Raw genomic sequence first — 12,586 nt, 5'->3', positions numbered from 1 at the left:
GCGCGGACGGGGACGCGCGGACGGGGACGCGCACGGACGGCGGCCCGCACGGCCGCCCGGTCCAGGGCCGTACGGTCCACGGCCGGGGTCCACGGCCCGTACGACGGTGTGGAAGCGCACGGGGCGGGGCGCGGTACGGAAGGTTCCGTACCGCCCCCGCCCCCGCCCTTTCCCGTTCACCGCACCGCGCGGCCCAGGGGGTGTCTGATAAATGAGTGCGACGCCGCAGGTATTTGTCAGACACCCCCTACGGGGTGCCGGCCGGACCGGTCAGAGGTGGGTGATGTCCAGCGCGCCCTCCGCGTACTGCCTGCGGAGCACCTTCTTGTCGAACTTGCCGACGCTCGTCTTCGGCACCGCCGGAATGACCGTCCAGCGCTCCGGCAGCTGCCACTTGGCGATCCCGGACTCGGTGAGGAAGGTCCGCAGCGCCGCGTAGTCCGCGTCGGCGCCCTCCTTGAGCACGACCGTCGCGAGCGGGCGCTCGCCCCACTTGTCGTCCGGGACCGCGACGACCGCCGCCTCGGCCACGTCCGGGTGCGCCATGAGCACGTTCTCCAGCGAGACGCTCGAAATCCACTCGCCGCCGGACTTGATGACGTCCTTGGCCCGGTCGGTGAGGGTGAGGAAGCCGTCCGGGCTGATCACGCCGACGTCACCGGTCTTCAGCCAGCCGTCCTCGCTGAACTTGTCCTCGGGGCGCAGGTCCTCGCCGTCCGCGCCCCCGTAGTACGCCCCCGCGATCCAGGGACCCCGTACCTCCAGCTCACCGGCCGAGGCGTTGTCCCACGGCAGACGCTCGCCGTCGGGTCCGACCAGCCGCGCCTCGACACCGGCCGGGAACCGGCCCTGGGTGACGCGGTAGGGCCACTGCTCCTCCTCCGACAGGCCGGCGGGCGGGATGGCCATGGTGCCCAGCGGCGAGGTCTCCGTCATGCCCCAGGCGTGGCAGACCCGGACGCCGAGCCTGTCGTACGCCTCCATCAGGGAGGGCGGGCAGGCGGCGCCGCCGATGGTGACGCAGGCCATGGAGGTCAGGTCGCGCGGGTTCGCGAGGACCTCGGCGAGCAGGCCCTGCCAGATGGTGGGGACGGCGGCGGCGTGCGTCGGCCGCTCGCGCTCGATCATCTCGGCGAGCGGCGCGGGCTGCAGGAACCGGTCCGGCATGAGCATGTTGATGCCGGACATGAAGGTCGCGTGCGGGAGCCCCCAGGCCAGTACGTGGAACTGCGGGACCACGACCAGGGTGGTGTCCTTGTCGGACAGGCCCATCGACTCGGCCATGTTGACCTGCATGGAGTGCAGGTAGATGGAGCGGTGGGAGTAGACGACGCCCTTGGGGTCGCCGGTGGTGCCGGAGGTGTAGCACATGGCGGCGGCCTGGCGTTCGTCGATCTCGGGCCAGTCGTAGGCGGTCGGGCGGCCGGCGATCAGCTCCTCGTACTCGTGCACCCGGGGCCGTGCGCCGTCGAGGACGGAACGGTCGCCCGGCCCGCTGACGATCACGTGCTCGACCGAGGTCAGACGGGGAAGGACCGGCGCCAGCATCGGCAGCAGCGAGCCGTTGACGATGACGACCTTGTCGTCGGCGTGCTCGGCGATCCAGATCAGCTGCTCGGCGGGGAGCCGGAGGTTCAGGGTGTGGAGGACCGCGCCCATCGAGGGGACCGCGAGGTACGCCTCGACGTGCTCGGCGTTGTTCCACATGAGGCTCGCTATGCGCTGGTCGCCGACGACGCCGAGTTCGTCGCGCAGGGCGTGCGCGAGCTGCGCGGCCCGCCGACCGATCTCCGCGAAGCTGCGGCGCTGCGGCTCGGCTTCCCCAGTCCAGGTCGTGACCTGCGACTTCCCGTGAATGGTCATCCCGTGTTCGAGGATGCGGGTGACAGTCAGCGGTACGTCCTGCATGGTGCTCAGCACGGCGTCCTCCCGGTGGGCGCTACGCGGCAGTAGAGTTCCGCTGATTCTGCGCGCATACCGGGCGGTATGTCACTAGTTCCGAGGTCACGAGTTTCCGGGGTCACGAGCTTCCGGGGTCACGAGTTTCCGCGATCGGCCGACCGAGGTCAGCGGACCGGGATCGGCCGACCGTGATCGGCCGACCGGGGTCAGCGGACCGGGGTCAGCGGACCGGGGTCAGCGGACCGGGGTCAGCTCCGGGTCCTCCCTGAGCTTGCCGAGCGCCCGTGACACCGCGCTCTTCACCGTGCCGACCGACACCCCGAGGACCTCGGCCGTCTGGGCCTCGCTCAGATCCTCGTAGTAGCGCAGGACGACCATGGCCCGCTGGCGGTCCGGCAGCTTCAGCACGGCGCGCCACATCGCGTCGTGCAGCGTCTGGCGCTCCGCCGGGTCGCAGGCGCCGGGGGCCTCCTGCTCGGGCAGTTCGTCACAGGCGAACTCCTCGACCTTGCGCTTGCGCCACTGCGAGGTACGGGTGTTGAGCAGCGCCCGGCGGACGTAGCCGTCGAGCGCCCGGTGGTCCTCGATCCGCTCCCAGGCGACATACGTCTTGGTGAGCGCGGTCTGGAGCAGGTCCTCGGCGTCGCTCGGGTTCGCGGTGAGCGAGCGTGCGGCGCGCAGCAGTACGGGCCCCCGTGCCCGTACGAACGAGGAGAACGACGGATACGGCGCGTACTGGGCCCGCGAGGCGTGCGGTGCCTGCGCGGTGCGCGGCGCGTGCGCGGCGCATGAGCCGTGCGGGACGTGTCCCGTTCCGGCAGCTCCCCCGGAGGTGCCCTTGCGGACTGACGTGGTCATGGCTCCACGCTAGAAGCGGGCGCCGTCCCGGGGATCGGCCCCAGGGACCGAAAGGGCGTCCGCCTCAAGGTGTAGGGGTGGGGGCTGCCCCACCTCCTGTAGGTGGAGCCGCCCTCGCGGGGGCTCAGGGTCGTCCGCCCCGGGGCCCGCCCAGCACTCACGCGGCGCTCGTCAGGCGCGCGCCCGGTGCTCACGCGGCGCTCCCCCGGCGGCCGGGACCGCCTACGCCGGGGGCACGGGCGGCCGCCGAGACGTGCACGCCCCCCAGTTCCGAACCCCGCACCCCAAGCCCCGCACCCCAAGCTCCGCTCCGAACCCCGAGCCACGAACCCCGCACCCCGCACCCCGCACCGGCTCAGCCGTCGGTGCTCAGGATCAGGCCGGAGGTGGGCACCCCGGTGCCCGCCGTGACCAGGGCGGTAGCCGCACCGGGGACCTGGTTCACCGACGAGCCGCGGATCTGCCGGACCGCCTCGGCGATGCCGTTCATCCCGTGCAGATACGCCTCCCCGAGCTGGCCGCCGTGCGTGTTGAGCGGCAGCGCGTCGGCGGCGACGAAGTCGGCGGCCTCGCCCGGTCCGCAGAACCCGAACTCCTCCAGTTGCATCAGCACGAACGGCGTGAAGTGGTCGTAGAGGATGCCCACGTCGATGTCGGCCGGGGAGAGCCCGGAGTTCCGCCAGAGCTGCCGGGCGACCACCGCCGTCTCCGGGAGGCCGGTCAGATCGTCGCGGTAGAAGCTGGTCATCTGCTCCTGCGCCCGGCCCGCGCCCTGGGCGGCGGCGGCGATCAGCGCGGGGGGCCGGGGCAGGTCCCGGGCCCGCTCCGCGCTGGTGACCACCAGGGCCTGCCCGCCGTCGGTCTCCTGGCAGCAGTCGAGCAGCCGCAGCGGTTCGACGATCCAGCGCGACGCGGCGTGGTCGGCCAGGGTGATCGGCTTCCCGTAGAAGTACGCGGCCGGGTTCCGGGCGGCGTGCCGCCGGTCGGCGACCGCGACATGCCCGAAGGCTTCCGGCGTCAGCCCGTAGACGTGCAGGTAGCGCTGGGCGGCCATGGCGACCCAGGACGCGGGCGTGAGCAGCCCGAAGGGGAGGTTCCAGCCGAGCGCGGCGCCCTCGGCGGTGGGCTCGCGGTGCTGCACCCCGGAACCGAACCGGCGTCCCGAGCGCTCGTTGAACGCCCGGTAGCAGACCACCACCTCGGCCACCCCGCTCGCCACGGCCATCGCCGCCTGCTGGACGGTGGCGCAGGCGGCCCCGCCCCCGTAGTGCACCCGGGAGAAGAAGGACAGCTCGCCGATCCCGGCCGCCTGGGCGACGGTGATCTCCGGGCTGGTGTCCATGGTGAACGTGACCATGCCGTCCACGTCGGCCGGGGTCAGCCCGGCGTCGTCGAGGGCGGCCCGCACCGCCTCGACGGCCAGCTTGAGTTCGCTGCGCCCGGAGTCCTTGGAGAACTCGGTCGCCCCGATCCCCGCGATCGCCGCCCTGCCGCCGAGCGAGTCGGCCCCGCGCAGGCTCATGCCGCCCCCTCGCGCGCCGCACGCGGAGCGCCGACGGGCGGAGCGCCGACGGGCGGAGCGTCGACGCTGCCGGTTCCGGTGCCGCTGCGGGTGCCGGTGCCGCTGCGGGTGCCGGTGCCGGTGCGGATGCGGGTGCCGGTTCCGGCGCCGGTCACCGTCACCGTCACGGTTCCGGTGACGTGTCTGCCGAGGCCGTTGGTCCCGACGACCGCCACCTCGGCCGTCCCGTCGTCGGCGAGCGCGGTGACGGTTCCGCTGAGCACCATGGTGTCCCCCGGGTAGTTGGGCGCGCCCAGCCGGATGGCGACCTTGCGGAGCACGGCGGCCGGGCCGAGGCGGTCGGTGATGTACCTGCCGACCAGGCCATTGGTCGTCAGGATGTTCATGAAGATGTCCGGGGACCCCTTCTCCCGGGCGAGCTCCGCGTCGTGGTGCACGTCCTGGTAGTCGCGGGAGGCGATGGCGCCCGCCACGATCAGGGTGCGGGTCACCTCGATCTCCAGCGGTTCCAGCTCTTCGCCGACCTTCACTCCGGCCCCCTCGTCCGCTCCTCCGGCCGCTCTGCCTTCTCCGGCTTCCCGGCCCGTTCCGGCTTCTCGGGTTCCTCGCACTCCGCCGTGCCCGGTTCGCGGGCCGGTGGTTCCTCGCACTCCGCCAGCAGTGCGCCGAGTTCCTGAAGCACCTCGCCGCCACAGCCCAGATGGGCGTCGAGCTGCCGGCCCCAGAGGAAGTGCCGGTGCACCGGATGGTCGAGGTCCGCGCCCGTTCCGCCGTGCAGATGCTGTCCGGTGTGCACCACCCGCTTGCCCGCCTCGGACGCCCACCACGCGGCGGTGAGCGCCTGGGCCGCGTACGGCAGTCCCGTGTCGCGGCGCCACGCGGCCTCGTACGCGGTGACCCGTATCGCCTCGGTGTCCATGTGCGCGTCGGCGGCGCGCATCAGCACCGCCTGCTTGGTGGCGAGCGGGCGTCCGAACTGCTCCCGGGTGTTGGTGTGGGCGACGGCCCGGGCCAGTGAACCGGCGCACACGCCGGCCTGCAGCCCGGCGAACGCGATCCGGCTCGCGGCCAGCACCGCCTCGTACGCCCCCGCGCCACCCAGCCGCTCCCCGCGCGCCCCGTCCAGCACCAGCCGCGCCGCCGACCACGGCGCCGTGGTCTCCACCGGCTCCGTCGTCACGCCCGGCCCGTCGGTCCGCACCAGCCACAGCCGCCGGTCCGCGTCCGCGACCAGGACCAGAGACGCGTCCCGCAGCCAGGGCACCGGGGAGGCGCCGCCGGTCAACCGCCCCTCGCCGTCCGCCCGTATCCCGCCGCGCGCGGGGAACGCCCCGGCCGCCACGTCCGTACCGTCCCGCAGCGCGGGCAGCAGCCGCGCCCGCTGCTCGTCCGTGCCGTGCTCGGCGACGGCGAGCAGCCCGTACACACAGCTCGCCGCGAACGGCGCCTGCGCCGTGACCCGGCCCTGCTCCTCCAGCAGGAGCACCAGCCCCAGCAGGCCGATCTCCTCGACGGCCGCAGGCAGTCCGGCCGCGCACAGCTCCTTCCACAGCTCGGCGTCGGTGCCCGTGCCTGCCGCGACCAGGCGCTCGTGCGTCGACAGGTCGCGGAGGATCCGCGCCGCCAGCCCCTGCGCCGCCGCCTGTTCCTCGGTGGGTGCGAAGTCCATGTCAGTGCTCACCCCCGCGGAAGACCGGAAGCACCGACTCGGGGCCGGTACGGAGGAATGCGAGCCGGACCGGCATGCCCGTCCGGACCTTGTCGTACGGCACCCCGATCACATTGCTGACCATCCGCACCCCCTCCGCCAGCTCGATCAGGGCCACCGCGTACGGTCCGCCCTCCCCCGATTCGCTGAAGGCAGGGAACGACGGGTGGTGCATCACCACATGGCTGAAGACGGTGCCCTCGCCACTCGCCTCGAACGCGTCCCATTCCTGGCAGCCGCACGCGTTGCAGCCGGGCAGCCAGGGGAAGCGCGGCCTCCGGCACTCGGCGCACCGCTGGATCAGCAGCTTGCGCTCGTCGACGCCCTGCCAGAACCCGGCGTTGTCCCGGTTGACCACGGGCCCCGGGCGCGAACGCGGCCGCCGATCAGCGGAGTCCCCCGCCCCCGCCCGGCCCGCTTGGCCCACCCGCTTCTGCGGCTGCCGTTCCGCCGCGCGCCGCCCCGCCGCGGGCGCGTACTTCAGGATCCGGAAGCGGTGCGTCCCGGCCAGCTCCCCCCGTACGCGTACGTCCATCCGCGTCGTCACGAAGTAGCCCGTACCGAGCCGGGTCGTCTTCCGTTCCGAGACCGCCTCGATCAGCGCGTCGAAGGTGATCCGGTCGCCGGGCCGCAGCGGCCGCGGATACTCCTGCTCGCAGTCGGTCGCGACCACCGAGGTGTATCCCGCGCCGTCGAGCAGTCCGAGGAGCTCCTCGTACGCCGGGGAACGGTCGGTGTGACCGGACAGGCCGCCCATCGTCCATGCCTGGAGCATGGTCGGCGGAGCGATCGCCCCCGGACCGGCGTAGGCGGGATGGGTGTCGCCCATCGCCTCGCACCAGTGCCTGATCATCGGCTCGTTGACCAGGTCCTTGCCGACGCCCGCGGTCGCGGCGGGCCGACCCTCGTACGCCTTGAGCCGCGCGTACAGCGCGTCCTCCTCCGTCGGCGCCTTCCTCTCCTCGTTCTCCGGCGTCCGCCTCTCCCCTTCCTCTTCCTCCGGCGTCCGCCTCCCCTCGTCCTCCGACGCCTGCCTCTGCTGCCCCGTACGGGTCACCGCTTGCCCCTCTTCATGCCGAGCCGCATGGTCGCGACGATCTCCCGCTGCACCTCGCTCACCCCGCCCCCGAAGGTGTTGATCTGCGCCGCCCGGTTCATCCGCTCCAGCTCCCCGTCCCCGAAGCAGCCGGGCGACCCGCCGCGCACCGTGCCGGCCTCCCCGACGACCTCCTGGCAGATCCGGTACACCTCGACCGCGCTCTCGGTCCCCGCGAACTTCACGCCGCTCGCCTCGCCGGGAGCCAGCGAACCCGCGCCGACGTCCCCCACCAGCCGCCAGTTGAGCAGCCGGGTCGCCGCCAGTCGCGCGTACGCCTCCGCCAGCCGGGCCCGCACCCACGGCTCCTCGGCCGGACGGCGGCCCGTCGCCGGATCCGGGGTGCGGGCGAAGGCGAGGGCGGCCGCGTAGCAGTCCTCGGCCTGCATCCCGATCGCGGCGAGCGCCACCCGTTCGTGGTTCAGCTGGTTGGTGATCAGCCCCCAGCCGCCGTTCTCCTCGCCCACCAGATGGCCGGCCGGCACCCGTATCCCGTCGTAGTACGTGGCCGTCGTGGTCAGCCCGCCCACGGTCTCGATCGGCGTCCAGGAGAACCCCGGGGCGTCCGTCGGGACCAGGATGATCGAGATCCCCCGGTGCTTCGGCGCCTCGGGATCGGTACGGCAGGCGAGCCAGATCCAGTCCGCGTTCTGCGCGTTGCTGGTGAAGATCTTCTGCCCGTCGATCACCCAGGAGTCGCCGTCGCGCACGGCCCGGGTGCGCATCGCCGCCAGGTCCGTACCGGCCTCCGGTTCGCTGTAGCCGATCGCGAAGACGAGGTCGCCGCTGAGGATCCGGGGCAGGAAGTACGCCTTCTGCTCCTCGGTGCCGTACTTCATCAGCGTCGGGCCGACGGTGTTGAGGGTGACCATCGAGACGGGCGCCCCCGCCCGGTACGCCTCGTCGAAGAACACGAACTGCTCGTCGGCACCCCGGCCCCGGCCCCCGTACTCGACGGGCCAGCCCAGCCCGAGCATCCCGTCCGCGCCGATCCGCCGCAGCAACCGCCGCTGTTCGCCCGGGTCATCAGCGGCTGGGGTATGGGCGCCAGGGTCATCAGCGTCGGGGGTATCGGCGACGGGCCCGGATGCTCCCACCTTCGACGGCATCAACGTGGCGAAGTACGCACGGAGTTCGGCGCGCAGTTGCCGCTGCCGCTCCGTCTGGGCGAGGTGCACGACGGCTGCCTCCCGGGCACGGGGTACGGATCGGGTTACCGGCTTGAGTATCTGACTGTCCGTCAGATTTATGAGCCGTGTCAAGGCGTCCGACGCACCCCGCCGCCGAGGGGCGCCCAGCGCGCGCCCCGCCCGGCGCGCGAGACACCGCGAGACCCCGCGAGACACCGCCCGGTTCATCGAACTCCCCTCGCACTTACCCCCGTTGCCGGTCGAATCGGACCTCGCCCGCCCCTTCCCACCCACCGCCTCTGCGATGCTGGGGAGCCGACCGAGAGGGGCCGCAGCGATGCAGTGGAAGATCCACGGGGAACGTCCGATCTACGAGAACGAGTGGGTGGACCTCTGGCTCACCGATATCGAGACCCCGGACGGAAACCGCTGGGAACACCACGTCGTCAAACTCCGCCATCTGGCCGTGGCCGCGGTCGTCAACGAGCGGCGCGAGGTCCTGATGATGTGGCGGCACCGCTTCGTCACGGACACCTGGGCGTGGGAGCTGCCCATGGGCCTGGTCGAGGAGGACGAGACCCCGGCCGACGCCGCGGCCCGCGAGGCCCTGGAGGAGACCGGCTGGCGCCCCGGCCCGGTGCGGCCGCTGATCTACGCGGAGCCGGCCAACGGCATCACCAACTCCCAGCACCACGTCTTCCGGGCCGACGGGGCGACGTACGAGGGCCCGCCGACCGAGCAGAACGAGTCCGACCGCATCGAGTGGATCCCGCTCGCCGACGTCCGGGGCATGATCGACCGCCGCGAGATCGTCAGCAGCGGCTCCCTCGTCGGCCTGCTCTACCTGCTCATGGACGAGTCGATCCGCTGACCCGCCGCGGCGGACCGGCCTGAGCGGTCCGACGCGGATCCGGCGGGACGCCGACTCGCCCCCCACCGGCGACGCGGCCACGGACACGCGCCCGGGCGACGCGGCATCGCCGTCGTCATCGTCGCCGCGCCCGCCACGCGCCCCTCGCTCGTGATCGAGTCCGCCGAGCCGGGAGTGTGCCTCCGCCATGTCCCGGCCTGCGGCCTCCCACGAAGGTACGTTGTCAATCACGGCCACCCAGACCTTGACCTTGGTCGGCGTCCTCATCGGCGTCCTGACGTCCTATTTCGCAGCAGCAGCGGTCGCCGAACGGGCCAAGTTCCGGCGGGAGTTGGCCACGCCATGGAACGAGCGAAAGCCGAACTCCGCACGATCCCCTTGGTGGAGGCGCTCAACGTGCTTCACGAGGCGGCGCGATCGGATCCGACGACATCGAGCAGCGTCACCGTCCGGTGAATCCTGCGTGCGCACGACGACGTGTGGAGTGGCCGGCGGACACCGGGCAGCACCACGGCCCCCGACCGTCTTGCCTGGTCAGGGGCCGTTCAGCTGTGCGGTGGGTGTGGGATTTGAACCCACGGTGACTCGCGCCACGACGGTTTTCAAGATCTCTCGCGGATACGAGGGTCGGGGTGTTCCGCCGCAGGTCAGACGGGTGCGGGCACCCCGGCGGAGCCGTCGTCATCGTCGTCGTGCCCGCTACGTGCCCCACGCTCGTGATCGTGCCCGCTGAGCCAGGAGTCCGCCGCTTCCGCCACCTGGTCGTCACGACCGGCAACGGGTCGGGCGTAGTGCCGGGTGGTGACGCTCGCGTTCGAGTGCCCGAGGCGGTGCGCGGCGGTCATCACGCCGTACCGGTCGGCGACCCACGTGCCATGCGAGGCACGGAGATCGTGCGGGGTGACGTCGGTCAACCCTGCTGCCGCCACGGCGGGGTCGAAGTACGCCTTGCGCCACTGGTTGTAGCGCAGCGGCTTGCCCCCGGGAGTCACGAACAGAAGGGCGTCCTCCCCACCAGGCAGCGTTTCCAGATGCCGACCGAGCCGCTTCGCGAGCGACGGGCCTATCCGAAGGAGCCGCTTCTGGTGGGACTTGGGGGTGTCGAAGACCAGGGCGCCATTGGCTTCTGCCAGGTTCTCGTCGACCAGGACGAGGCCGCCGGATACGTCGATATCCGCACGCCGCAGCGCGAACGCCTCACCGATCCGCAGGCCCGCGTACGCGAGGAGGGCGATCAGCAGGTCGTGCGGCTTGGTCGCGTTCCGCACGATCCGCGAGGCTTCCAACGGGGTGAGGATGTGCGGCTCGGTCTGAGGCATCCGGGGCAGCTTCACGCCCCGGCACGGGGTCTGCGAGATCATCTCGTTGTCGACGGCCGATCGCATGATCTGCGACAGGACCCGGTAGGCCTGTCTGATCCGCGACGCGCTGAGGCCCCTGGTCTTCATTCCGCCGACCCACTCGGCGATCGTGATCGGCCGGAGGCTGGACATCTCGCGATCACCGAGCGTCGGGACGATCAGCGAGTTGATCAGGGATCGGTACGAGGCCTGTGTCTTGTGCTTGAGCTGCGGGGAGACGGCCGCGAGCCAGCGTGCTGCCCACTCTCGGACGGTGGTCTGTCCCTCGGCCGGATCGAGCCAGCGCCCTTCTTCGATCTCGATGCGCTTCCGCGCCAGCCAACGGTCAGCGTCCGTCGTGGTGGCGAACGTCTGATCGGCTGGGCGGAGTACACCATCGGGCCCCGGATACCTCGCCTGGAACCGGCCGGACGGCAGCTTTCGGACGCGACCGAAGTTACGGCGGGACTTGCGCTTTCCGGCCATCAGGCAGCCCTCCGGTACGCCGAGGAGCGCCGCAGGACGATCGGCTCCACCGTGTGAGCGCTGACGTACTCGTCCACGGCGCTCTCCGGGATGCGGACGTGTCGGCCGACCTTGACGAAGGTAATGCGGCGTTCCTCGATGAGCCGACGCGGGAAGCGGAGCCCGGTGCCCAGACGGTCTGCGACCTGGTCCACGGTGAGAAGTCGGTCCACGGTCACCACTCCCCTTCGTCGGTGGCAAGCCCGTTCAACGCCTCGCGCGCGGTCTCGCGGTTGGTCTGGAGGCCGCGGGCGATGGTCGCGGCAAGGGCGGCTTCACCCGGGGTGTGGCCGTGGCCGGCGTACTGCCAGTCAGCCAGGACGAGGACGGTGTCCGGCTCGCGGGCGTCGAAGCCGAGAGCAGAGGCTTCTTGGGCGGCGCGGTAGTCGGCGCGTTCCTGGCGAAGGGCGCCCAGCGTGGTGGAGTAGCTGCGCGACTTGGACGAGAAGTGGCCGCGGAAGCCGAGCATGTGCGCCCAGGCCCAGAGGCGTCGGTCCGGGTAGAGCGGATCGAGGTTCTTGCACGCTTCGATGAGTCGGCGGGTGTGGTCGGGGACCTGGTGGCGATCAAGTTCGGAGAGTTCGCCGATGCGGCGGTCCAACGTGCCCGTGTTCTCGGCTACTTTGGTGGCGTACTTGGCCACGTAGGAGGCGACGGCCTGTTCGGTGATGTCGGAGCCGTCGCCGAAGGCCTTGACCGGTCGGACGTCGAGTTGCCGTCCCCAGCGGAACGTACGGGCGGGTTGATCGACTGCGGCCGGGACGGAGACGGACGTGTACGAGTGCGCGGCGGCGGCATGTATCGCGGCGGTGAGGAGGCCGGCCGTGGCCCAGGCGGGCGGCGGTGTGCGGGGTCCGTCCGGGCCGTCGAGGCGTACGACGGCATGGAAGTGCAGGGCCCCGCGCTTCTGGAATTCGGCGACCTTGCCGTACGAGACGCGGAGGTGTTCGGCGAGTTCGCGGCGGGGCAGGCCGGCGCGGGCGGCGAGTTCGCGGCGGAGTCGGGTGGTGAAGCGCTGCCAGAGCTGACCGGCGTGGTTGTTGAACAGCACGGCGCCCGCGTAGTCGTAGGTGTCCGGATCGAGAGCAGTGCCCAGCTCCGGGGCGTCGGGAGCGTGCCGGGTGCCACAGCGACAGGCGCCGTGATCGGGCCGGTTGTGGACCGGGCCGAACGAGGGGGCCGTGAGGGTGGCGAAGACGCGCGGGTGATCGCGGACGGTGGCGGGGACGTCGCGGCGATCGTCCCCGGCCAGGCCGACGCGGATCAGGTGGTAGGTGTCGCCCGCGTAGGTCCATGCGCAGGAGGGGCAGCGGGAGACGCGGCGGTTCCCGCAGGCGAGGCGGAGGCGTCCGCCAGGCTCGTTCTCGGTGGAGTAGTGGTGCAGGGTCTCGCCGGTGCTCTTGTCCTTGTGAAGGACCCAGCCGGTGAGGTGGATCGGGTCGGAGCAGCCGCCGGTACGGCGGATCTGGTCTTCCCAACGGTTGTAGTCGGAGGCCGAGGCCACCCGGAGCACATCCCCGAGGGTGATCGGGTCGAGCCGTGTGTCCGGGATGGGCGCCCGAGGTGTCGCGGGTGAGGCGCGGTGGGCCATGCTGGGTGTTTCCTTCCGGTTGCGAGATCGGACAGGGACGGCG

General features: G+C 72.0%; 10 protein-coding genes and 1 pseudogene. 1 reads left to right on the top strand and 10 read right to left on the bottom strand.

Annotated features, from left to right (window positions below; all coding sequences use genetic code 11):
* Positions 1–270: 270 nt before the first annotated feature.
* The 7 genes and pseudogenes from WA762_RS02615 to WA762_RS02585 form a co-directional block, all read right to left on the bottom strand.
* On the bottom strand, positions 271–1,920 hold the full coding sequence (locus tag WA762_RS02615) for a long-chain fatty acid--CoA ligase (RefSeq protein ID WP_335932577.1): 1,650 nt from the start codon (positions 1,918–1,920) through the stop codon (positions 271–273).
* A 216-nt stretch (positions 1,921–2,136) separates the two neighbouring features.
* Entirely contained in the window at positions 2,137–2,760 is a 624-nt protein-coding gene (locus tag WA762_RS02610) for a SigE family RNA polymerase sigma factor (protein WP_335932575.1), read from the bottom strand.
* 355 nt (positions 2,761–3,115) lie between these two features.
* Positions 3,116–4,282: a lipid-transfer protein gene (locus WA762_RS02605; protein WP_335932572.1), complete on the bottom strand. Its 1,167-nt coding sequence runs from the start codon at positions 4,280–4,282 to the stop codon at positions 3,116–3,118.
* Between the two features lie 146 nt (positions 4,283–4,428).
* Positions 4,429–4,812 (bottom strand): annotated as a pseudogene (locus WA762_RS02600) (MaoC family dehydratase); the annotation flags it as partial.
* Positions 4,809–5,951 carry an acyl-CoA dehydrogenase family protein gene (locus tag WA762_RS02595; RefSeq protein WP_335932570.1) on the bottom strand — a complete coding sequence of 381 codons (1,143 nt, stop codon included), beginning with the start codon at positions 5,949–5,951 and terminating at the stop codon, positions 4,809–4,811. The pseudogene WA762_RS02600 and the gene WA762_RS02595, both read right to left, overlap by 4 nt.
* A 1-nt stretch (position 5,952) precedes the next feature.
* A complete protein-coding gene (locus WA762_RS02590) occupies positions 5,953–6,921 on the bottom strand; it encodes a bifunctional MaoC family dehydratase N-terminal/OB-fold nucleic acid binding domain-containing protein (RefSeq protein ID WP_335932689.1) in 969 nt (322 codons plus the stop codon).
* 122 nt (positions 6,922–7,043) lie between these two features.
* Entirely contained in the window at positions 7,044–8,264 is a 1,221-nt protein-coding gene (locus tag WA762_RS02585; protein ID WP_335932568.1) for an acyl-CoA dehydrogenase family protein, read from the bottom strand.
* Positions 8,265–8,553: 289 nt separating this feature from the next.
* On the opposite strand from WA762_RS02585, the gene WA762_RS02580 reads away from it, so the two are divergent.
* Positions 8,554–9,087: an NUDIX hydrolase gene (locus tag WA762_RS02580; protein ID WP_335932566.1), complete on the top strand. Its 534-nt coding sequence runs from the start codon at positions 8,554–8,556 to the stop codon at positions 9,085–9,087.
* Positions 9,088–9,734: 647 nt separating this feature from the next.
* Here WA762_RS02580 and WA762_RS02575 read toward each other — a convergent pair.
* The 3 genes from WA762_RS02575 to repSA are packed head-to-tail and all read right to left on the bottom strand — an operon-like array spanning position 9,735 to position 12,504.
* Positions 9,735–10,913 carry a tyrosine-type recombinase/integrase gene (locus WA762_RS02575; protein ID WP_335932564.1) on the bottom strand — a complete coding sequence of 393 codons (1,179 nt, stop codon included), beginning with the start codon at positions 10,911–10,913 and terminating at the stop codon, positions 9,735–9,737.
* Positions 10,913–11,134 carry a helix-turn-helix domain-containing protein gene (locus WA762_RS02570; RefSeq protein WP_073786511.1) on the bottom strand — a complete coding sequence of 74 codons (222 nt, stop codon included), beginning with the start codon at positions 11,132–11,134 and terminating at the stop codon, positions 10,913–10,915. The genes WA762_RS02575 and WA762_RS02570 overlap by 1 nt, the downstream gene beginning before the upstream one ends.
* Positions 11,128–12,504, bottom strand: coding sequence for a replication initiator protein RepSA (repSA, locus tag WA762_RS02565; protein ID WP_335932688.1), 1,377 nt, complete (start codon positions 12,502–12,504; stop codon positions 11,128–11,130). Before repSA ends, WA762_RS02570 begins: the two co-directional genes overlap by 7 nt.
* Positions 12,505–12,586 lie beyond the last annotated feature (82 nt).

The organism is Streptomyces tyrfis (assembly GCF_037034285.1).
GTDB lineage: Bacteria > Actinomycetota > Actinomycetes > Streptomycetales > Streptomycetaceae > Streptomyces.
This window is presented reverse-complemented; position numbering and strand designations above follow the sequence as displayed.